Raw genomic sequence first — 23,462 nt, forward strand, 5'->3', positions numbered from 1 at the left:
GTCCTTCACCAAACAAATATCGTATTCTAACGTAAAAACTTATTTTGTACAACAAAAAAGCACCTAAAATATAGGCACTCCATTGTAATTTTTTAAAGTTAGTTATTGCGTAGTAACAAATTATATCCCTGTCACCTAATGAAATCGCTCCCCCTTAGTGGTCACTGTATCGTGCAACACTTGCCGTACCGCACCCGGGCCAGCAATTAAGCGTTGAAAGTAATTTTCAACCTTAGTACCCACGCCAATTGCATAGAGATCATTCCCAAAACTACTACGATTACTTAAGATGGGCTGTAAAACCTGGTGCACATCTACATCAGAAGCTCCTAACTGTACGTCTTGTACATAAGCTTTTAAGGTTGCCAATTGGGGATCGGGACTTTGCACAAACTGCTGTCCTTGGTCATCTACACCCATTAAGTAACGACACCAACCTGCTAAAATTAAAGGAATAAATTCCAAAGTTTGCGGATCACGTGTGGGATCATCTACATAATGTTGCAACGTTACTCCATAGCGGATCGCTAATAATTGTGACGTATCCGTGGCAATCCGATATGGGGTATCTGGAATATTTTTATTAGGCAAACGCTTGTCAATTAATTCTGCAATAAACTTTTGTGGATTAATAATCTTGGGATCTTTGACTACGGGTAAAGCTTCACCATAACCCAAATTCTTGATTAAACCTAATAAATCGGCATCAGCCACTTCATCAGCAATCGAAGTAAAGCCTAGTAACGAGCCGAAGATTGCTAAGGCAGTATGCAAAGGATTCAAGCACGCCGTTACTTTCATTTGATCAGCATCATTAACCGTGGCTCGGTCAGTCATAATAACCCCCGCTTGTTCCAACTGCGGACGCCCATTTGGAAAGTTATCCTCAATGACTAAATAGTGCACTTCCTCAGTGTTGGCAAAGGGTGCAATCACGGTGGTTTTAGCTGTGGTCAAAATTTGTGTATCACTAAAACCACTTTGTTGTAATTGTTGGGCTACATCAGCACTTGGACTGGGCGTAATCCGATCAATCATACTGCACGGGAAGGTGATTAACTCAGGATTAGTCAAATAATCAATAAAATCGGCTGCTACCAACTGATTATCAACCCAGCCTTTGGCAATTCGTAAAACTTCCGTTTGCAGTTTTAAACCATTCTGTGAAAAGTTATCGGTACTGACTAACGCTAGTGGTAATTGACCAGCTTTAAAACGTTCATATAACAAGTGCGCCACAATACCCATATTGGTGATTGGTGCCTCCGGTCCGTGAGCAATGTCTGCCTGGGCTGCCTTGGTTAAGTTGCCGGCCACATCAACTAATGAATAACCTTTTTCCGTAATTGAAAAAGTCACCAATTGTAGTGTTGGTGCCACAAAATAGTTCGTCAATTGCGCCCACTGCTGGGCATCATTATGATCTACAAATAGTGAAGCGGCCACACTAGCTAACAATTCTTTATCTAACGTGCCGTCCTCTTTGAGAACAACACTAAGCATCCGATTATTGGCTGGCTGATAAATTTTTTCAATCACTTCGGGATCAAAAGTTTCCGCCACAATGATTCCGCGGTCTAATTCCCCCTGATTTAATAAATCTTGAGCAATCTTTGCATGAAAACAACGAAATAAATTGCCGCCACCAAAATGAATCCAAATGGGAGCTTGGAGCGTTTTTTGCGTGAGCGCAGTTTGATCGTATTGGGGAACGGTAATGCCCGCCTCTCGAAAACTTGCTGCTTGTTGTTGATAATCATCCGTCAATCGAACCATATCATTACTCCTTTAAGTTTAGTTATGCTTAAGTAAATATTAGCCAAGTAACTCAACTAGTAGCTGCTGCTCTGACTAATTGGTTTGATATTCCTAGAAAGACAGTTACGCTCGCCATTGTTTCTAGAATTAAGCTTGATTTTGCGTAATCGCTTTCTAAAAATATCTTTTATTATACCATTTTTAATTTTAGCTATAAAACATTAAAAGAGCCTAACTTCGATCACCGATCGAACATTAGACCCTTAAATCATTTAAAACATGACCACTAATAATGACATTAGTCAGTTACATTCAAAGTGACTGTTCCAAAATCATCCGTAAATTTTGCTTCCCAAGTTCCTGGTTGTAAGTGTGGCGGCAAGATAAATGTTCCGGTTGACGCATGCGTCCCCGCTGGGAAACTAAAGCCTTGCTCAGACAATTTTTTAACTAACCATTTTAAAGCTGTCACTGGATTACCCAAAACTTCACTGCCTTGGCCATGGGCTTGTTCCTCACCATTAAAAGTTAAAACTGCAAAAACGTGAGCTAAATCCGCTAGCTTTAAGGTAGCACCATCTTTCACCTTGCCACCCACGACTGCGCCCCCAACAGCCGTATCACTTAATACTAAATATTTATTCAGATCCGGGAACCAGTTCGTAAACCGCGCATCAGGCACCTCCATATCCGCAGCAACATAACAATTTTGTAACAACTCGGTTTCTGACATTGTAGGGGTCAGCGGTCGTTTAGCAGTAAATTCAAATTCAACTTCGACCAAAGGCTCATTGTAATCTTTCAAACTCAAGGTGGTTCCAGAATCTAAAAATTTGTCCGCTACCTGCGCGCCATAAAGTGGTGAATCAGCATCAAACATTTTTTGCGTTTGCTCTGAAGTTAAAGATACCTTATAACCGGCTGTGGGCTGCCCCTTTAATTTCATCACTGATTGTTGCACCTCATATGCTGTGTCAAAATCATTGACCACATCAGCATAATCAAAACTTTGGAGTGGTTGATTATTCTTAAATGCTTGGTATAAATCCTTAGCTAATTGGTTTTGTTGTTCTGTCAGTGTCATGATACTCTCTCCTTTGTTAGAGAAATAAAAAAGATCCGCGGCTTATATTTTAAGCAGCGGACCTATGAAATGAATCATCAGCTGCCTACCAAATTGGCTTTGATAGGCACCACAAGTTGTCAGCACCTATCATTCAATAATGATAATGCTGATAATAATTTGTGTAGTTGCTTGTACTGATGATGTCATTGTTTTACCCCTCTTTAGTATTTTATAATTTAGTTATAAAACTTTAATTTAGAAATGTCAACAGTTAATCTAATTCAATTTCAAAACTAAGTAACTATTGACAAGTCTTCAAAGTCAAAATGGAAAGCTTAAATATATTTTTCCACGTCAACGGTTTTGATAATTGTCGCAAATTCTTGATCCAAGGTAGCAATTGACACATCCTGAACTTCTTGGGCGCTATAACTTTGACCACGATAATCCTTAATTGCAAAAGAAGCCGTTGCATCTTCCACTAAGTAAGTATCAAATCCTAAATTTCCAGCCATTCGCGTAGTGGTGGATACGCAATGCGGCGTGGTCAATCCACAAATGAATAATTTTTTAATTTGATGCTCTCGTAAAATATTTTCTAATTTAGTTCCAATAAAAGCACTGTTCACCGTTTTCTCCAAAACAATTTCCGAAGATAAAGGTTCGGCCTGCTCTTGAAATTGGAAACCAGGACTTTGAAAATAAAACCGCGATTGCGGATCATCACTAATATGATGTACGTTAATAACTAATTTTTCTTGCTTACGAAAAATTTGTAACAACTGTTGCACATTATCTTCAGCAAATTCATTATTCCGCGCTCCCCAGCTACCATCGCGAAAAGTTTTTTGTACATCAATTACCACTAATGCTACATTTTCCATATCAAATTCTCCTTATTGATTAACTAAATTTTAGAGATTAGTTTGTATTTTAACTATAGCGATGTCTTATATATCTTTGATTTGACAATAAATACCCTGATACTATCACTTTAGACCAAAGTTTACCACACGTTTTCAGCTGTTCAAATCTGACTTACCAATTATTTCTGCAACTGAATAGATCACTACCATTCACAACACTATACGGAAAAAGCTGTTCATCAACTTACGATGAGCAGCCTTTTTATTTCAAGAATATTAAAGATGTTACTTACTAAAATCAATCGCTGGATTTTCCTGATTAACAAGCCAAGTTTGCGTTTGGACTCCTAAATATTTCTGTAGTAGATTTTGCAACAATTCTACAGCTTGCTTTTGATCATCCGCACGTTCAGGATTAACATTTTCTAAATAGAAAATCACATTTTTAGAATGTTCACTAATCTCTACGCGACTACTATCCCGCCAATTCCAGCACCGACAAACAACTGACTCTTCATCTTGATAAATTACTTCACCTGGCAAAGCTTCCTCAGCAGAATCTTCGCCAATTGGGAAGAACTGCTCACCACCGTGCGCAATCGTTAACTCTAAATGGCCTTGCAACAAATCCATGTCCTGTCCACCCAAAGGAAATGCCCAAGTCAAGGACACAATATTATAAAGATCGACAATCGGATTAATCGAACCGACACCTTTACCTTGCTTAGCACGTTTTAATAAGTTTTCAACTGAACTACGAGCCCCTCTTTTGGTTTTAAACTTGTGATAAGCTTGCCGCCAATCTTGAACTACCGGATTTTGGCCAATAGCATCCTCTGACAACCATTTAACAGCATTCTGGTTAGCTTCAGCCAACAACTTTGGCATATCAGCTTGCGAATGATTATCAACATCTTTGGCAACAATTACCGAAATACTGGCCTCTGGAAATAATTGCCAGAGCTTTGGACTAACCGTAAATTTGGTTAACATAGTTTTCTCTCCTCTGAACACCAGAAATAAATCATTTTCTCTTCACAATTCATATTATAGACTAGCTTTTCCAGACGCCAAATAAATATCTCAAACTTTGTTGCAAATAAAAAAGGACGCCACAGGCGTTAATAAATCTGCGGAATAAATTCCTAGTTTTACTCACCTGACGTCCAATATAAAAAGTAAAGCGGTATTTTTAAATTACATAATCAATAATTTCTAAAACCCTTTTCTTGAAAAGAAGCTATTATCTAAACAAAAGACCATACATCTGTTTGTAGGTACTCTGATATGGTTCATCTAACAAATTGATGTCCGCCAACAAAGCTTTTTTCACTGGCGATTGTGCTAATGGAATATTTTGTTGATCCTGTTGATTCATCAATTGGGAACATTGATTACTAATTTTATTGATCAAAGTTTGTTGTGGATCATTGTTTAAAGCATTGTTCTTTAAACCAAACTTAGTCACAGTCCACTTGTTCATGTTATTAGTTTTATCAACAATGTTATCTGTCGATGTTAAGCGATTCTTCGTTTCTGCATGATAAATCTCCAGTGTATCACCCGGGTTTAAAGCAAAGGTCACATTCCCCTTAGTGACACCAGCACCTTCAATGGTCTTAGTAAAAGTAGTCTTATTGTTGCTGTCTTTCACAGTTATTTGTGCATACTTTTGACCCTTGTAATAAGAATGCGGTGTGGTATTAGTAATTGCCAAAGTTGCCTGGTGCTGATTTAAATTTGTCTTCAAGGTAGCAAACTTATTGTCATTGACACCAAGAAAATCTAATTCCTGATTAGTTAAAGAACTAACACTAACATTTTTCAAAGTCAGTGCTGTATTGTTGTTCGCTTCTTTCACATAAACGTAGTTCTTATTCGGCATGTATTGCTGCATGGCTTTTCCAGAGAAAGCTAAGGTGTAAATACCGTTCGGCACATTCTTAAAGGTAATAGTCTTAGTAGTGATTGGTTGTGAAGCCACCACCTTAGCACCATCCTTTAAAGCAACCGTTATACCCTTTAAGTTCTGGATGTCATCAGTAGTCAGATTCAACGTTAAGTTACCAGTTAAGTTTAACGGGGCAATGTCTTTGTTTTGAACCATTTCAAAATTGGAATTAATTAAAATGTTTTTGTCTAATAATTTCCGCGCAGTAGCTAGTTGAGCTTGTGGTACGACATCAGCTAAGGACGCCACAGCTGGATAATTAGCAGATCGATTTTTTTCTTGTTGTGAACCATTAACGCTTAAGCCCCAACGTTGTAATACCGGGGTAAAGTCCTGGTGACTATTTTCACTGTAAACTTGGTTCATCAAGTCTGGTAATGGGTAGTCACTCTTCTTAAATCCTGGCTGGTTGGCTAATTGCCGATATTCTTGGTACATCTTAGTAAAGGAACTGTCACCAGCTTTTTGCTTGAGCATGGTTAATAGAATTAATTTACCGCGTAAATCAACATCAGCATAACCACCTTTGTCAGTCACTAAGGTTTTGTACAGACTATTTTCTACAGCATCTTTTTTACCATAGTTAAAGAGCCAACCAATTTGATCAGCTTTCTTACCGTATTTAGTATATTGATATTGCACGCCAAACAAATTATTAGACACTTCACCAGTATACATACCGACGCCATCAAAACCAGCTTGATAACCGTGCGCAATTTCGTGTAAAGTAGCCCAATCAAGTTTGGTCAGCCACATTTTTACGGATCTGGAAGTATTAGCGGCCCACTGATCGCTATAATAAGCGCCACCAGAGCCATGAGCGTCTGCTTTTAAGAAGTAACGATTTTGACCGTTCATGTTGGTTGGTGTAGATCCGTCAAAACCGGCCATTTTGTTATAAAAAGCAAAAATCTCAGTATAGTGATCAATTAATTCGTCTAGGTTTTTGTAATCAGTTAACTTTCTCACAGCTTCTTTATCGCTCTTGGGAATTAACAATTGAAAGTCTTTGCCCTTAATTAAAGCAAAATTACCGTCGTATTGGTCCCAAGTCTTGAAAAAGGCGGTTTGATCACCTTTGTAGGTATAAATTGGTAACGGCTTTTGCGCTCTCGTATCTTCGATTTCATATTCTAAAGTCGCAGATGTCTTGCCATAAGGAGTATCGACAAAGGGTACTAATGGTGAATCTGCACTCACAGTTGTCCAGTTGGAACCGACCGTCACACTTTTTTCCATTTTCGAATCATAACCCAGTAACCGCAAGGTTAAGTTACCAGTAAAGTTAGGATTAGTTTGCCGAACTTTCAAGACCGTATTTTCACGCAAGATAAATCCCAAATCTTGGCGATCATGATACTTACCCTTACTCATACCCGCATTTTCAATCCAAGTTGGTTCGGGCAAACTAGTAATGGTTTGCGTTTTGGTAGCCGCCTTAATATTCAGTGCGCTACTAATAAAGAAAAAGAACATCAACAAAAATAATCCTGATATTCTTAAGAAATTTTTCTTCACTTTGATTCCTCCAAAACATAATTTTTTAAACTGCTCAGTTTTCCAAAATAACAGCAGCAAAACAAAATGCTGCGCTTCTCTATGATAGAACTAAAACAAAAATGATTTAACCATTAAGCACTAGCAGTTTTCAATTTTTAAGTATCCATTGCCAGCTCCTCTGATTAATTGATTATTATTTTTGATATATCAAGATTTAGTACAGCAAAAATAGTTCACACAATAAGATAAATGCACAAGAAAACATCTTAACATTTACCAAGCATTAATCCAACCTTATTGATCAATTTAATTTATAATTTTCGAACATAAATAGTGACAACTAAAACAAAAAAGGTTGCGACAAAAATTGTTTAGAAGTTTGGCTTGCACTTCCAACTTTTGTCTCAACCTAATCTTTTGATCTAGTATCTATTAAAACATCTTAAATGCTTGATCAATTGTTTGATATTCACTCGCAGTTAAATTAATTTTCAAGGCGGCGGCATTGCCCTGAACTTGCTTGACATTCCGTGCTCCTGGGATGACCACACTAACTAGTGGATTAGCCATATACCAAGCTAAAACAACTTGCGTGACTGTCGCAGCATGAGCTTGCGCAATGGTCCGAACTTGTTCCAAGCCAGTAATTGCATCATTGAACTTAGATTCAGTTAAATCTTCCAATAACTTACCGCCGTCACTTTGGTGGAACTTGTTCCAATCGGCTTTAGTATATTTACCAGTTAACAAGCCCGAAGCTAATGGGAAATATGGTACAAATGAGATTTGATGATCTTTGAGATATTGCATTTCTTCTTGGGCTGGACTTTTATAGATTAGACTAAATTGATCTTCTACAATGTCAACTTGACCATCTTTATTAGCTTCCTTAATTTGCTCCAAAGAAAAGTTAGACACCCCGATGGCACGAATTTTACCTGCTTTTTTCAAATCAACTAAAGCAGCCACGGCTTCATCTTTAGGAGTATTTTCATCAGGAAAATGAATATAAAAAATATCAATGTAGTCGGTCTTTAACCGCTTCAAAGCCTTATCAACAGCTTCTGTTAAAAATTGTGGAGTGTTATTCATGGCGAAGTTTTGGGCTGGATCTTGTGCCGCCTTATCAGCCACAATTATCTTGGAACGATCATATTCTTGCAAGACGTCGCCAATAATCTCTTCCGAACGCCCGCGTCCATAATCAAACGCCGTATCTAAAAAATTAACACCTTGGGCAATAGATTCGCGTAACAAATCATAGCCATCTTGCTCCTTCAAATTTTGAAATAGATTATGACCACCAACTTTATTAGCACCCAAACCTAACTTAATTGTCGTTACATCACTTTTACCAATCTGAACTGTCTCAACCATAATAATCTCTCCTTTCGTCAGCACTAGTTATTCTGCAATTTTCGCCAAAATATATTCATTAATCCCCAAACTCATCGATAGCGCTAACATTTGTTCCTATAAATTATTATATTCCTAAAAAACACTTTTACTAGTGTTTATTTTGAAATTGCTACCAAACGACGGCAAACAAATTCTTAATTAGGCCAAATTGGAACAATAAAAAAGTCGGCAACAGGCAATGAAATTGCTTGTTTACCAACTTTCTGATTTGATTAACTACCAAATATTGACCCGCTTTTCTGGTTCTAACCACATACCATCATGTTCACCAACGTTAAACGTGGTATAAAACTCGTCCATGTTTTGGGCTTGGACATTGGCCCGTAAAGGAGCTGGCGCATGCACATCCATACTCAAAAACATTTCCATCAATTGTGGTGTGGATTTGGTCCGCCAAACGCGCGCCCAATTCATAAAGAATTCTTTTAAATCAGCATCTGCTTCGGACTTAGTGGCCTCTAAAGCACAGCTTAAACCACCAGCATCTGCCACATTTTCACTCACAACCAATTTGCCATTGACTTTGCCATCCGCAAAATCAATCCCATCAAATTCATGAATCATCTTTTGCGTTAGTTCTTTAAATTTCGCATAATCTTCTTTAGTCCACCAATCATGCAGGTTTCCATATTCATCAAATTGAGCACCGTTATTATCAAAACCATGCGAAATTTCATGAGCGATCACGGCCCCAATGCCGCCGTAATTAGCACTGCTAGATTGCTCTAAACTGTAAAATGGCGCCTGTAAAATTCCGGCGGGGAATGTAATGTCATTACGAGAGGGGTCATAACAAGCATTAACCAAATGCCCCGGCATTGCCCATTCGCCCCGATCCACTGGTAGTTTAAATTTAGCAAAATTGTCAGCAATCAAAACTTCAGTAATGGCTTGAATATTAGCCCATAAAGATTCCTTTGGATCAACAGTTATCTTTTGGAAAACAGCATTAACTTTTTCAGGATAGCCTATTTTGAGCACCATCTTATCTAACTTCACAACAGCTTGTTGTTTGGTTTGAGAGCTTAGCCAATCATTCTGCTGAATCCGCTGTTCATAAATTGCAATCATTTTACGGACCATTTGCTCAACATCCGCTTTGGCTTGCTCACCAAAATAAGTTTGCCCATAATACTGGCCAATGACTTCATCAAAATATGAGCCTGCTAAATGATAAGCTTGCTTTAATGGTGCCTGTAATTCTTGATTACCGCTCAAAGCCAAACTGAACTGTCCGGCAATTTCGCGTAAATCCTGACTTAAATAAGCACCCGCACCCATAACATAATTAACTAACGTCCAGCTCTTTAAGTTATCAAAAGTAGCTGCATTAACAATCTCTGTAAAGTATTTATAAAAACGCGGTTCACTGACATTGACAGTGGCTACATTGTCTTCGACTGCTCCTTCAATCAAACTCTGAAAATCAACGACACCGCCTAATTTAGTCAAATCACTTAAGGCTGTTGGGTTATAGTCTTTGACATAATCGGCTTTTTCTTCAGCACTTTTCACTACTTTAGCTAATGACTGATCAAACGCCACGGCTTGTTGGGCAATCTGGTTAGCATTGGCGGCAGTTTCTCCAATGGCTTGTAGTAATTGTGTTGCTGTTTGTTGATAAACTGCTAACAATTTTTGACCACTCGGATTATCTTCATAATAAGTCGTATCCGGCAAGATCAAACCCGGCGCAGAAAAATCGACAACATTTTTACTGGTATCCTTCATATCTGCCGTCACATAAACACTAAAAGGCAATGGATATCCTGCTGCTAGCCATGCTGGCAATTGCTTAACCCAATCGGCCAAACTAGTAACTTGCTTGATTTGCTCATAACCAGCTTGGGCAGGCTGAAATCCCTCTTGATTGCGGCGCTCCATATCAGCAGCTACTTGATAAAATTTAACAGCCTGCGCCAGTAACGGATTAGTAATTTCTTTAGTACCCGCCGCAAAATCTGCCAAATCTTGCATTAACTGTTGTTCAATACCTAAATCCAAATCCGAAAAACCACCGACACGCGACTTGTCAGCAGGAATTTTAGCAGTCTTTAGCCATTCACCATTGACCGCTAAATACAAATTATCTTGCGGGGTTGCAGTTGCACCTTTAGTCGTATCGCCTTGACCACCAACTACTTGTTGGATTGTTGAACTCATATCGTTGCCTCCTATAACTTTATTAATAGTTCAAATTCTATCACAATCAAGTGACGGACGATAATATTTACAAACAACATTATAATAATGCAATAAAAAAGCTCCTAGATCTAATCGCATCTAGGGGCTATTTGAATTTAATTAAAATATAAATGGATACTATTATTTGCGAATTGCTTCAAACTTTTCTGTTTGTTCTTTAATACTCTTTTCTGCTGCTAAACGTTCAATGCTGGAAGCACCAAAGAATCCGTCAATTCCGTTAACACGTTCAATAACATAAGCTGCATCTTCAGGTTCAGCAATTGGACCACCATGACAAATTACCATAATATCTGGGTTGACTTTACGTCCAGCATCCAAAATTGCCTGTACTTTTTCAACGCATTCATCCAAAGTTAAAGCGGTCTGTGCCCCAATGGCACCTTTGGTAGTTAACCCCATATGCGCAACCAAGATATCAGCACCCGCTTCAGCCATTTTCGTTGCCTGATCAGTATCAAAAACATAAGGTGTTGTTAGCATTCCTAATTCATGAGCCTTATGAATCATGTCTACTTCTAGATCATAACCCATACCTGTTTCTTCCAAGTTTTGACGAAATACACCATCAATCAAACCAACCGTTGGAAAGTTTTGAACACCATTAAACCCTTGATCCTTTAATTGCTTTAAATAAATATCCATTACTCTAAACGGATCAGTTCCACAAACGCCCGCTAAAACAGGAGTATGCTTAACAATTGGTAGCACTTCTTGGCCCATCTCAACTACAATCTGATTAGCGTCACCATAAGACAATAGACCGGCTAAAGAACCACGACCAGCCATTCGATAACGACCAGAATTATAAATAATTAACATATCTGCACCACCAGCTTCACTACTTTTAGCAGTAATACCGGTTCCTGCACCAACCCCAACTAACACTTCACCTGTTTGGCGTTTTTGTTTAAAATCTGCAATAATTTGACTTCTGCTTCTATTATCCAATCTAATCATTTCCTTTCATCAAATAATTTAATTCCGTCACACAATTAGAGGTAAATTGTGGATCATTTATGTTATAGGGTAATTCTTTAACTGTAACTAACTGATTATACAAGCGAGATTTTAATGTAGTAACAAATGCTTGATCAGCATCAGGATCATAAAATGGACCACCTATAGCATCCAACTCTGAAAATCCTTTTAAAGGAATCATAAACGTAACAGGTGATTGTGCCTGATTTAATTTATCACTAATATATTCGGCAAACATTTTATTTTCAGCTGGCGTTGTCCGCATTAAGGTTACAGTCGGATTATGCTTAACTAAATTGCGCTGTCGATACTTATCAGGAACACTATCAAATGTTCCAAAATTAACCATGTCTAAAGCTCCTGGAGCAATTACTTCAGGAATTTTGGATATAATCCCCGCTTCTAATCGTGTAGGTCCAGCTGTCAGGACACCGCCACAAAGTTCATCAGCAATTTCTGTAGTAGTTAAATCTATAATGCCCTCAAAATAATTTTGGGAAATTAAAGATTCCATCGTTTTACCACCAGTTCCTGTAGCATGAAAAACCAAAGTTTCTAAGTTTTGCTGTGTCAATAATTGACGCACATGATCCACTGCCGGAGTAGTCACTCCAAACATGGTAGCTCCAATTAATGCCTTGTCATCACTTTCAGTATGAACTTTCAAATTAACCATTCCCGAAACAGCTTTGGCAGCATTTTCGAATACATTCCGTGAGATTTTATTGATACCGGAAACATCAACGATTGATGGCATCATTAAAATGTCACTGGTTCCTACATAGTCACTAGTATTACCTGAAGCCATCGTCGAAACCATGACTTTAGGCACACCCAAAGGTAATGTCCGCATCGCTGGAGTAACCAAAGCAGTTCCACCTGAACCTCCTAGTGATAAAATTCCTTGAAATTTACCTTCTCGATATAACCTTGGCAATAGTATTCTTAACCCATGGCCCAAGATAGCATTAGCTTCACCACGTGTATAACTACTGCGAATATCATCCATGGTTAATTCTTCAACATTAGCTATTTGATCATCATCAATATCTACTGGTACCGTTGGTTCAAAAACACCTGCATTGATCATAATTACTTCGTTTCCCAACTGTTCCAGTATCTGACGAACATAGCCATACTCTTGACCTTTGGTATCTAAAGTCCCTACTAAAGCAATTGTGCTCATTAATTAACCTCCCTTCAACTTTATGAATTCATATTATGTCAAAAGCGGTTACAAAAACAGGTAATATTGTTCACGCTACTAGTGATTATATGTGTTTTAAATAAACACTAGGAGATTGACCAAAATACTTTTTAAAAATTTTATTAAACTGTGCATAATCAGAATAACCAACTAATTCCGCAATTTTACTAAGTGATTGCTCTTGATGTTTCATCAATTCTACTGCTTTATTAAGACGAAAACGGACCAGATATTCTGTAAATGATTTATTAGTTTGCTTCTTAAACATCGTGCTTAGATAAGTAGGTGATAAATGTAAAATCTGTGCTAAATCTGCTAAGCGAATAGGTCTTGAATAGTTATTTTGAATATAATTTTCAATAAATTGAATTGGTTGATAATGGAGGCAATCATCACTTAAAGTCTTTATAGTCAAAGAATCATCTGGTGTATGATCAGCGGTTTTAAAATCATGAACTTGTTTGGCAATTGTCTGTTCCTGAATAATACGTTCAAAAGTAGAACCACCAATATAGCCACTAATAGTCGGCAAAAGATTATAGATATAACGAACTTCTGTTAAATCATTGATAACACCTCCGTACAACATCAGGATACTTTGACAAGAGGCTTGGTTCAAAGCTTCACAAACATTTTTAACTTTATCAATAATTGATTCAAAAGTAGCCATTCTACGTGCACCAAGTACACCACCTTCTGTTAACCCCAGGTGAATGCAAATGACATCCACTCCAACTTGATTAGCTGCTAGCGCTTCCTTTTCATTGGTAACAAAAGCTACCGTAAAAACACCCTGCTTATGTAGCGTTTCTAACAACTCAATTTCTTGATCATACTTAATATTGGCTTCACTCAAGGCTTCTCTAAATTGACCATCTAACAAACTAACCGTAGGATAATTTACTACACCGGAAATGTGATACTGCTTTAAAAAGTTGATAAGATTCGACACACTTAGGTAAGGATCGGTAGCATTAATACCAATCACGCAAGGAAAATCATTAATAAGTGGCAATATTTCTTGCTTAGTGATATCAAAAATCTGACGATTACTGTTAGTAAAAGGTAAATATGCCCCTAAAGATGAGCGTCCCATTTGGCGAAATTTTCCAGAATTCAAAACCATAATAAAGTCTGCTCCAGCATTTAAGGCACGTAATGCACTCATCCCTGTGGTAGTACTAATACTTAAGAGCGGATGCTTTAATTTTAATTGTCTTTTCAATAAACTTTTTAATTGATTAACCATAAATTGACCTCTGATAAAGATTTACTTTTAATCAAATCTTACTATTTTCAACAATAATTAAAAAGACACTGGTTTGTCCAATAATCTAGTAACATTAAATATGTCATTTGGATGTGACTCCACACAAAAAGTATAGAACAAAAAAATGTTCGCATTTAATACGAACATTTTTTGTGCTTTAAAAGTCAGATATTTTGGTTAAACTTTTCAGCGACTTTGGGCCAATTTAATTTAAGACTGATTAACAGCTTGAATAAACCGTTGAAAAGCAGCTTGACCACTGTTATCTTGTTTAAACACACCGACATCTGCCAAGACTTGTTGAAACACCAAACCTAATTCTTGTTGCAAAATTTGTTGAATATTATGTGTATCAATCTCTGGATACTTCTGTTGCATCATTTGCGCCCAAGGTCGATGATAATCAGCCATTTGGTTTGGTTGTTGTAATAAAAATTTAGTTACTTCTTGTAATTCGGGAACTAAGCGCGGCGGTAAAATGGCTAAGCCCATCACTTCAATTAAACCAATATTTTCTCGTTTAATATGATGCAAATTTTGATGTGGATGAAAAATACCATCCGGATATTGAATTGAAGTGCGATTATCGCGCAATGCTAAATCTAACACGTATTGCCCCTGCTTTTGATAAGCAATGGGCGTAATTGTATGGTGATTTTGCCCTGCAGTTTGTGCTAACACCGCGACTGTTTCATCAGAATATTGTTGCCAAACTCGTAAAATTCGCGTAGCCGCAGCGACCAGGTGTTGCTGATTAGTGCCTTGCAAGCGAATAGTGGCTACCGGCCACTTCACAATACCAGCCGTCACATCAGTAAAATCTTTTAACGAAATAACAGTTTGTATCGGCGCTTTTTGCATTGCAAACTGATGCAGACCACCTTGATAATGATCATGGCCTAAAATTGAGCCACCAACAATTGGTAAATCAGCGTTACTGCCAAAAAAATAGTGTGGCAAAATTTTAACAGCTGCTAATAAATTACTAAAAGTGGTTACGTCAATTTTCATCAGCCGCTCCGCTTGTGATAACACAATACAATGTTGCTCAAAATAAGCATACGGTGAATACTGCAAGCCCCACATTTCACCACCTAAACTCAGCCGAATTAAGCGATGATTGCGACGCGGTGCTTGCTGTTCACTTCCCAAATAGCCTTCATTTTCAAAACTAAGAGCATCATGAGGATAGCCACTAACTTGTTTTTTGGCCTTGGCAATTTGCTTAGGATCTTTTTCCGGCTTCGAAAGATTAATCGTAATTTCCAAATCACCATATGAACTCGGCGTTTGAAAGGCAATATTCTTTTTAATTGCGGCTTCTTGAACATACCCATTAGATTGACATAAATGATAAAAGTTTGTGGTTGCTTGTTGTGGACTTAATTGATATTGATTCCAAAATATTTGATTAATTCGGCTCGGAGTCGGCGTATACAAATCTGTTAATTCCGCTAACAGCTGTGCTGATTGCCACGGTTTCGTTATTCGTTGATTATTTTGCGCACAAGTAACTAATTGTTGTGCTAATTCCAATAAAGACCCTTGCAGCGCTGAGCCTTGCGGCGTAGAACCAACCTTTTGCAAAATCAAATTAATTAAATAACGTCGATCTAGCGGTTGGTAAGTTTGCTGTGTTTGAATAATTCGGTCGGCGTACACTTCAATCAAAGTTGCCATTAAACTCAACCTTCCTTAATTTCATGAGGTCCATCAGCAATTTCTGCTACATAAAAATCCGCTGTTTGGTGCATTGCTTGTTGGTAAGTTTGCCCTACCTGTTGAATAAATGCTGTCGTTTGTTCATTTTGCACAATCGCAATCGCGCACCCACCAAAGCCTGCCCCCGTCATCCGAGCTCCTAAGGCGCCAAATTGCCAAGCGGCATGTACTAAAGTATCTAACGCCATGCCACTAACAGCAAAATCTTGTTCCAAGGAAACATGCGACGCGTTTAACAAATGACCAAATGTCGTTAGATCTTGTTGTTTCAAGGCAGTTTGTGCCCGTAAAGTGCGTTGATTCTCCCAAACGACATGGCGGGCTTTACTCAAAACGTCTGCATCCACCAACAAATAGCTATATTCATCTAATTGCTGCGGCGTAACCTCACACAAAGTTTGAATTGCTAATTTGGTTTGCAACAAATTTAACGCAGTTTCACAAGCATTTCGCCGTTCATTATATTTTGAACCAGCTAAAGCTCGCGGTTGATTGGAATTCATAATCACAATTTGATAGTCGCCCAAGTTCACCGGTACATATTGATAAGTTAACGTCTTCGTATCTAATAAAATAGCCTGCTGCTTTTGTCCTAACGCCACCGCGTACTGATCCATAATTCCCGAATTGACTCCAATAAAGGCATTTTCTACTTGCTGTCCATTCAAAGCCAATTGTTGTAAAGAAATCGACAGATTAAACTGGCTTTGACAAATAATCCCTAGCAATAACTCTAAAGAAGCTGATGAAGATAAGCCTGCACTATTAGGCAAATCCCCCTGAATCAAAATGTCAAATCCATGTGTTAATTGAAACTTTTGCCGCAGTAATAATTCTAATGTTCCCACAACATAATTCAGCCACGTATTATCCTTAAATAAATGTAAATTAGCCAAATCAATTTCACAGATACCACTTGTGGCAAAGTTTTCGGAGTAAAGTCGCCACTTTTGATCGGTTCGTGGTCTGATAGCCGCATAGGTTCCTAGACTAATTGCACAAGGTAAGACCATCCCGCCATTATAGTCCAGGTGTTCACCAATTAAATTGATCCGTCCCGGTGCAAAATAAAAGTTCGTGGGTTGCTGTGCAAATTGTTGTACAAAAGCGTTCGTTAAAGTTGCTGGGGTAATGGTCATAAAATTTCCTTCTTTATTAAACAAGGTTGTAACAAGATATGTTGAGTAATTCAATAATCCTCAATTTAAATTGCTTTAATTACCAATAATTGTGCTTGAAAATCAGCTTCTTGCTTCGTTAACTTGGGCAAAACATAACCCGCATTCATTAACTGACTGCCTGAATAAGCAGCTGGTTGTCCATTAATCTGGTACTGCTTCTTAGGATCTAAGCCCTGCAATTTCAACCGTGCATTCAAACATTGGGGCTGATTGAGTAATTGATAATGCGCTACGATGACCACTGTTTGTTCAGCATTAACGACACCCCAACTTAACTCATTATGGTTGCCTGCCAGCGGACTTTGTAAACGATAAAAATTTCCAAATTGAAAGATCTTCCGATAACGTTTATAAAACTGAATTTGGTGTTTAATCTGAGCTAATTGATCAGGAGTTAATTGCGTTATATCTAATTCATAACCTAAATCGCCAAAGTAGGCCACCGCTCCGCGAGTTTTTAAGGATGTCTTGCGTCCCAATTGTTCATTGGGGCTCGCTGAAACATGTGCTCCCATCATTGACAAAGAATAACCAAACGACGTTCCGTATTGAATCAATAAGCGCTCCATGGCATCAGTGTCATCACTAGTCCAAGCTTGTGGCGCATAATACATCAGTCCTAAGTCAAAGCGCCCGCCTCCGGAAGCGCAAGATTCAAACAATACCTTGGGAAACTTGGTTGTTAACCGCTCATACAATTGGTAAACACCTAAAATATAACGGTGTGCTAACTCTTGCTGCTGCTCGGGGGCAAAAGCTGCACTGTACATTTCGGTAATATAGCGATTCATATCCCATTTCACATAATCTAACTGCGTTTGGGCAATAATCTCACTCAAAGCTTGTGCTAAATAATCTACGACTTCTGGCCGCGCTAAGTCTAAAACATACTGGTGCCGTCCTGGCGTTAACTTACGTCCCGGAACATGGAGCACCCAATCGGGGTGTTGTTGATATAATTGGCTTTCTAAAGAAATCATTTCGGGTTCAAACCATAAACCAAATTTTAATCCTTTGTGGTGAATCTTTTGCGCTAAATGGGCTACTCCCTGTGGCAACTTACGGCGATCGCTCACCCAATCACCTAAAGAAGTAGTATCATCATCCCGCTTGCCAAACCAACCATCATCTAAGACAAATAATTCAATCCCCAAATCTTTTGCTTGATCAGCCAAATGTAACAACTTAGTTTCATCAAAATCAAAATACGTGGCTTCCCAATTATTAATTAAAATTGGGCGTTCTTGCTGTGCAAATTGGGGCGCTACGAGGTGCTTCTGGTAAAAATCACTCAGTTGCTGACTCAATTGATTTAAGCCCGCTGTAGTATAGCTAAAAATCGCTTCGGGCGTTTGAAAACTGGTTTGAGGCTTTAATTGCCAACAAAACTCGTCCGGGTTAATCCCTACTAAAACTCGCGCTTGTTGATACTGATCTACTTCCACACTATCCAAAAAGTTGCCAGAATAAACAAAGTTAAAGCCCATAGCCTCACCAGTCAAATTAGTTGTTGTTGGCCGCGCTAAAATAAAGAACGGATTATGTTGATGACTTGAAGCCGTGCGTAAACTACTAATACTTTGCACACCGTCATGTAGATGATTACGACTTAAATGGCGCTCACGGGCCCAGGAACCTGCAAATTGTAAGAAGTCATAATCACTATCTGGCAAGTCTAACTGTAAACTTAAAGCCCGAGGTAATTGTACTGCTTGGGTACTTAAATTTTCAAAACGAGCACTGCGGACAATAACATCTTGGGCTGGAAAAATTGTGTAATTTAATTGCAATTCTAAATTTGCCAACTCATCATGTAAAAAAATGGTTAATGTTTGACTTTGATCTTGATTATCATCAAATGTGGACGGTAGATGTGCTAGGCGTTGTTTTCCATTAGATAATTGATATTTTTGATATTGAAATTCACTAATGCGATCCCCCGCCGGTGAAGTAACTTGGTAAGCACTTGGTCGAAAATCACCATGACCAAAACTACTATACTCCTGATTGATTACGTCCCATTGAAATTCTTGACCATCAACCTCTTGCGCTGGAGTGGCATCTTGTCCAGCTACTTGTGTTAAATTAGCAAGATTAATAGGCTCACTTAAGCGAGCTCCATAATATAACTGTTGTAAATCACCAGTGGGCAAAACTTGAAATAAATAACTGGCATGGTTTGTTTGTAAATGAAAGGTCTTTTTTGCTTCATCAATAATAATCGCCATAATTTTACTCCTTATTTTTGTACCTTCAGTAACGGTTGTTGTGCTGTAATGTTTTGCTCTGGCTGCGTTAATAATTCGAATTTAGTTAATTCATTAGCGTTTAAAATAGTCAGTAATACTTCATCTGACAAACCAGCAGCTTGAATCACTTGCGGATCAAATTCTAGTAAAACATCACCAGACTGGACTTCTTGCCCTCGATCGACCAACAAATTAAAGCCTTGGCCACGTAACTGCACCGTATCAATACCGACATGAATCAGGACCATTAATCCATTATCTGCCAACAGACCAATTGCATGTTTACTTGGTAATAAAAGTTGCACTGTCCCACTAATAGGGGCAACAATTTGGTTCGTTTGCGGCATGATGCCAACTCCGCGACCCATTTTACCGGCAGCAAAGGTTGGATCGGCTACTTGTGCTAAGGTTTGTACTTGTCCAGTCACTGGAGCTAACAAAACTAGTTCGTCATCAGCAACTGCGGCACTACTATCCGTCTTGTTGCTCTCTGGTGCATTAGTTGTTGTTTGCGCAAATTCACTACCCCAACTAGCTTCTAGTTGACTAACAATTTGTGCATGTTTAGCTTCCGTAATTTTAACCTTGCGTAAATAAACTACTAATGAACAACATAATAACAATAGTGGCACTGCTAACATATAACATTTAAATTGCCAAGAATCCGCACTGGTAATACTTGAGACCTTGGCATTACCTGACATATGAGTAGCGATAACAATGATCGAAACTAAACCATTAACAATCGCAGAAGCTAATTTATCCACCAACGGCCGAACAGATAAGACTAATGATTCATCACGATGGTGTAATTTTAACTGACCATATTCAATCGTATCAGTCATTGTCAACATAATAACCAAGAACAATAATGGTTGTGGTGCAGCCGCTAGTGCCGCCGAAAAGATCACAAATGGTGTGGAAAAGTTAGCAAAGAATAATAAGAAAATGCCTAGCATCATCACCAGTGTTCCAATTAAAAAGACCTTCCGTCTTTGAAAACGGTGCGCCAAAGCTGGAAACAGCGAAACGGAAATCATCCCCACAATAAAGTTGACCGTACCATAAATCGCAAATTTAGAAGAATTACCTAAAATAAAGGTAAAGTAATAGAGTAATAATGAGTTCACCAAATCCCAGCCCATCGCAAAGAAGAAGTGAGCCACTGCCGTCCACATTAACTGATCATTTTGGAAAAGAATTTTAAAAACATCTTTAGTACTGGTTTTCTGCTTATTTTCACGTAAAGGTGTGGATTGCTCTTTAGTACCAATGCCAATAATTAATGCACCCAGAATGGATAACAAAGCAGTGACAACTCCAAAAGCAAACCAGCCCCGCCGATCACCTTGACCGCCATTATAATGGACTGAGAAAAAGAGGGCGATCGGAACTACCGCTAAGGTAACTAAATTACCGCCAATTGTCGAACCTAGACGCCCCCAGGTGCTGATAGTATCTCGTTCATTGGAATCTAGCGTCAACGCTGGTACCATGGACCAAATACCAATATCTTTAAAAGAATAAAAAACATCCATGATAATGTAGATGACTGCAAAAGCAACAATATATAATCCCGGATTGTTGGTTGCTAGATTACCTAAACTTGTATATAACACCGCTAAGGCAATACCAGACACGATGGCTCCCGTAATCACCCACGGCTTAAATTTACCAAAGCGCGTATGCGTATTATCTACCATATTACCGATAAACGGATCAATAAATAATTCAGCAATTCGAATTACCACCATCGTGGTTGTAATTAAGCCAATCATTTGGTTATTAAAATGATTATTATTGGTAATAAACAAATGATTGGTAATGAACATAATGAAATAATTCAACATGGCTGCCGCAAAAAAGTCATGTCCAAAAGTCCCCAGCATATAGGAAACTCGTGTTTTTAATTTTGCCATTTTCTCACCTCAGTATTTACGGCCATTCAAGTAAAATGTTTACGTTTACTTGAATCGCTTACATTTAATTGTAAATGAAGCCTTTTCAAATTAAAATTGCCTTGATTGTGTTAAAATCGATTAAATGTAGTTTTTTATTCCGTTATAAGGAGCTTTTCATGCAAAAAATCGTCAATATTTTCAACCAAACCACTGATCCTAATGCTAATCTCTTTTTAACCCACGCCGGTTTTTCCACTAATTTAGCCGATCATCATTACGGTCCAACAATGCGCCATGAGTATTTAATTCATATTATTTTGAAAGGACAAGGGATTGTCAAAACGCAACAACAAATTTGGCAATTAAGCGCTGGTGATGGATTTTTATCAACGCCACAACAAGTCATTGCTTACCAAGCGGATCACCAGAATCCGTGGCAATATTTATTTTTTGGTTTTCAAGGTAGTAAAGCCCATCTTTATTTAGACAAAATGGGCTTTTCCAACCAGCGCTTAGTCTTTCAAACCAGCCAATTAAACTTTTTTGTGGATTGCGTCAAACAATGTCTACAACACCAATCTAAAAACTTGGTCGATGAACTATTCATGACAGGGATTATTTACCAATTATTAGCAGGGTTAGCTCATTATCAAACAGACGTGATTACACCGGACAAAGCCGTCATCTTACATCCCTGTACGATCAAAGCCACCGATTACTTAGCACAACATTTTCAAGAACCAATTACGGTCAAAACCATGTGTCAGGCTATTGGTTTTGATCGCGTTTATGTTTCCAAATTATTTAAACAAGATTTACAAATGACGCCGCACGACTATTTGAACCATTTAAGAATTGAATATGCGGTAGATTTATTAAGTATGACTACCATGTCTATCAGTGATGTTGCCCACGTCGTTGGCTTTTCCAATGTGGATGTTTTTATTCGCTCTTTTAAAAAACTCTTCGCCATTACCCCCAAACAATTTCAAAAACGTGAAACCACCAGTCATTCCATCAAAAACGATTTGACTAAAAAACTGAATTTTCAATTACGGCGTTAAGACCGACTCTCATGACAGGTTACTGAATTTTTCAATACAACTAATTCATTCCAGAGTATAATGGAATTGATAAATTATTAAGATAAGGGTGAAGTTATGAAAAGCAAAATTGCGGTTTTAGGAGCTGGATCTTGGGGCAGTATCCTAGCCAGTGTACTAGTTCAAAACGGTCATGATGTTCATTTATGGACACGCAGTGCCCAACAAGTTCACGAGTTAAACACACAACATACCAACGAGCACTATATTCAAAATTATCACTATCCGCAAGAGTTAATTGCCACCACTGACTTTACAACTGCTTTAACAGGCGCACAAATAGTCTTATTTGCAGTACCGACTCCTGCCATTCGCAGTGTGGCGCAACAAATTCAACCTATTTTACAAACTTTGCCACAACTACCGATTATTGTGCATGCTAGTAAGGGATTAGAACAACAAACTCATTTACGAATTTCAGAAATCTTACAGGCTGTGTTACCGACCAATCTTTATCAAGCTATCGTTGCTTTATCCGGTCCAAGTCACGCTGAAGAAGTTGCTAAAAAAGACATCACCTTAATTACTGCAGCCAGTGCTGATTTGGCCGCAGCCCAAACAGTCCAACAGATTTTTATGAACGACTATTTTCGTGTTTATACTAATTCGGACGTAATTGGCGTGGAATTAGGCGCCGCTTTAAAAAACGTTATCGCCTTAGGAACCGGGGCCCTCGTTGGACTCGGTTATGGCGATAATGCCAAGGCGGCTTTAATGACCCGTGGCTTAGCAGAAATTTCGCGCCTCGGAGTTAAGCTTGGCGCCAACCCATTAACCTTTACCGGTTTATCAGGCGTGGGTGATTTAGTGGTAACTTGTACCAGTGTTCATTCTCGGAATTGGCGCGCTGGTAAACAATTAGGCCAAGGCCAAAAATTACAAGACGTGATTGATAATATGGGCATGGTCGTTGAAGGAGTCAAAACTTGCCAGTCTGTTTATGAATTAGCGCAACAAGAACAAATCGAAATGCCAATCACCGAAGCTATTTATCACGTTTTATACCAAGAAGCCGACGTGAAAGCAGAAGTTAAAAAACTTATGCAACGTGAAGGCAAAGCAGAAATTTAATCATATTTTGAA

Annotated in this window: 16 protein-coding genes; 2 read left to right on the forward strand and 14 right to left on the reverse strand. The window is 38.4% G+C overall.

Annotated features, from left to right (window positions below):
• Positions 1-135 precede the first annotated feature (135 nt).
• From AC3B6B_RS00375 to AC3B6B_RS00440, 14 genes are all read right to left on the reverse strand, one after another.
• Complete coding sequence (locus AC3B6B_RS00375) at positions 136-1,776, reverse strand: mannitol dehydrogenase family protein (RefSeq protein WP_489756737.1); 1,641 nt, start codon at positions 1,774-1,776, stop codon at positions 136-138.
• A 280-nt stretch (positions 1,777-2,056) separates the two neighbouring features.
• The gene (locus AC3B6B_RS00380; protein WP_489756738.1) at positions 2,057-2,842 is read right to left on the reverse strand and encodes a 2-keto-4-pentenoate hydratase; all 786 of its coding nucleotides are present in this window, start codon (positions 2,840-2,842) and stop codon (positions 2,057-2,059) included.
• Between the two features lie 317 nt (positions 2,843-3,159).
• Complete coding sequence (locus tag AC3B6B_RS00385) at positions 3,160-3,708, reverse strand: cysteine hydrolase family protein (protein WP_489756739.1); 549 nt, start codon at positions 3,706-3,708, stop codon at positions 3,160-3,162.
• A 267-nt stretch (positions 3,709-3,975) separates the two neighbouring features.
• Entirely contained in the window at positions 3,976-4,683 is a 708-nt protein-coding gene (locus AC3B6B_RS00390; RefSeq protein WP_489756740.1) for a B3/B4 domain-containing protein, read from the reverse strand.
• A gap of 250 nt (positions 4,684-4,933) precedes the next feature.
• Complete coding sequence (locus AC3B6B_RS00395) at positions 4,934-7,159, reverse strand: putative mucin/carbohydrate-binding domain-containing protein (protein ID WP_489756741.1); 2,226 nt, start codon at positions 7,157-7,159, stop codon at positions 4,934-4,936.
• Positions 7,160-7,573: 414 nt separating this feature from the next.
• Positions 7,574-8,518, reverse strand: a complete 945-nt coding sequence (locus AC3B6B_RS00400; RefSeq protein ID WP_489756742.1) for an aldo/keto reductase — start codon at positions 8,516-8,518, stop codon at positions 7,574-7,576.
• Between the two features lie 258 nt (positions 8,519-8,776).
• Complete coding sequence (locus AC3B6B_RS00405) at positions 8,777-10,723, reverse strand: M13 family metallopeptidase (protein ID WP_489756743.1); 1,947 nt, start codon at positions 10,721-10,723, stop codon at positions 8,777-8,779.
• Between the two features lie 162 nt (positions 10,724-10,885).
• Positions 10,886-11,716, reverse strand: coding sequence for a phosphoenolpyruvate hydrolase family protein (locus AC3B6B_RS00410; RefSeq protein ID WP_489756744.1), 831 nt, complete (start codon positions 11,714-11,716; stop codon positions 10,886-10,888).
• A 1-nt stretch (position 11,717) separates the two neighbouring features.
• Positions 11,718-12,932: a Tm-1-like ATP-binding domain-containing protein gene (locus tag AC3B6B_RS00415; RefSeq protein ID WP_489756745.1), complete on the reverse strand. Its 1,215-nt coding sequence runs from the start codon at positions 12,930-12,932 to the stop codon at positions 11,718-11,720.
• 85 nt (positions 12,933-13,017) lie between these two features.
• Complete coding sequence (locus tag AC3B6B_RS00420) at positions 13,018-14,202, reverse strand: phosphoenolpyruvate hydrolase family protein (RefSeq protein ID WP_489756746.1); 1,185 nt, start codon at positions 14,200-14,202, stop codon at positions 13,018-13,020.
• 231 nt (positions 14,203-14,433) lie between these two features.
• The gene (locus tag AC3B6B_RS00425; RefSeq protein WP_489756747.1) at positions 14,434-15,903 is read right to left on the reverse strand and encodes a UDP-glucose--hexose-1-phosphate uridylyltransferase; all 1,470 of its coding nucleotides are present in this window, start codon (positions 15,901-15,903) and stop codon (positions 14,434-14,436) included.
• A 5-nt stretch (positions 15,904-15,908) separates the two neighbouring features.
• A complete protein-coding gene (locus tag AC3B6B_RS00430) occupies positions 15,909-17,084 on the reverse strand; it encodes a galactokinase (protein ID WP_489756748.1) in 1,176 nt (391 codons plus the stop codon).
• Between the two features lie 65 nt (positions 17,085-17,149).
• Positions 17,150-19,354 (reverse strand): alpha-galactosidase, encoded by a 2,205-nt coding sequence (locus AC3B6B_RS00435; RefSeq protein ID WP_489756749.1) that lies wholly within the window; start codon positions 19,352-19,354, stop codon positions 17,150-17,152.
• 11 nt (positions 19,355-19,365) lie between these two features.
• Positions 19,366-21,294 (reverse strand): sugar MFS transporter, encoded by a 1,929-nt coding sequence (locus AC3B6B_RS00440; protein ID WP_489756750.1) that lies wholly within the window; start codon positions 21,292-21,294, stop codon positions 19,366-19,368.
• A gap of 158 nt (positions 21,295-21,452) precedes the next feature.
• On the opposite strand from AC3B6B_RS00440, the gene AC3B6B_RS00445 reads away from it, so the two are divergent.
• Positions 21,453-22,340, forward strand: coding sequence for an AraC family transcriptional regulator (locus AC3B6B_RS00445; RefSeq protein ID WP_489756751.1), 888 nt, complete (start codon positions 21,453-21,455; stop codon positions 22,338-22,340).
• Positions 22,341-22,436: 96 nt separating this feature from the next.
• Positions 22,437-23,450 (forward strand): NAD(P)H-dependent glycerol-3-phosphate dehydrogenase, encoded by a 1,014-nt coding sequence (locus tag AC3B6B_RS00450; protein WP_489756752.1) that lies wholly within the window; start codon positions 22,437-22,439, stop codon positions 23,448-23,450.
• Positions 23,451-23,462: the final 12 nt, after the last annotated feature.

Source organism: Bombilactobacillus sp. ESL1197, assembly GCF_058107145.1.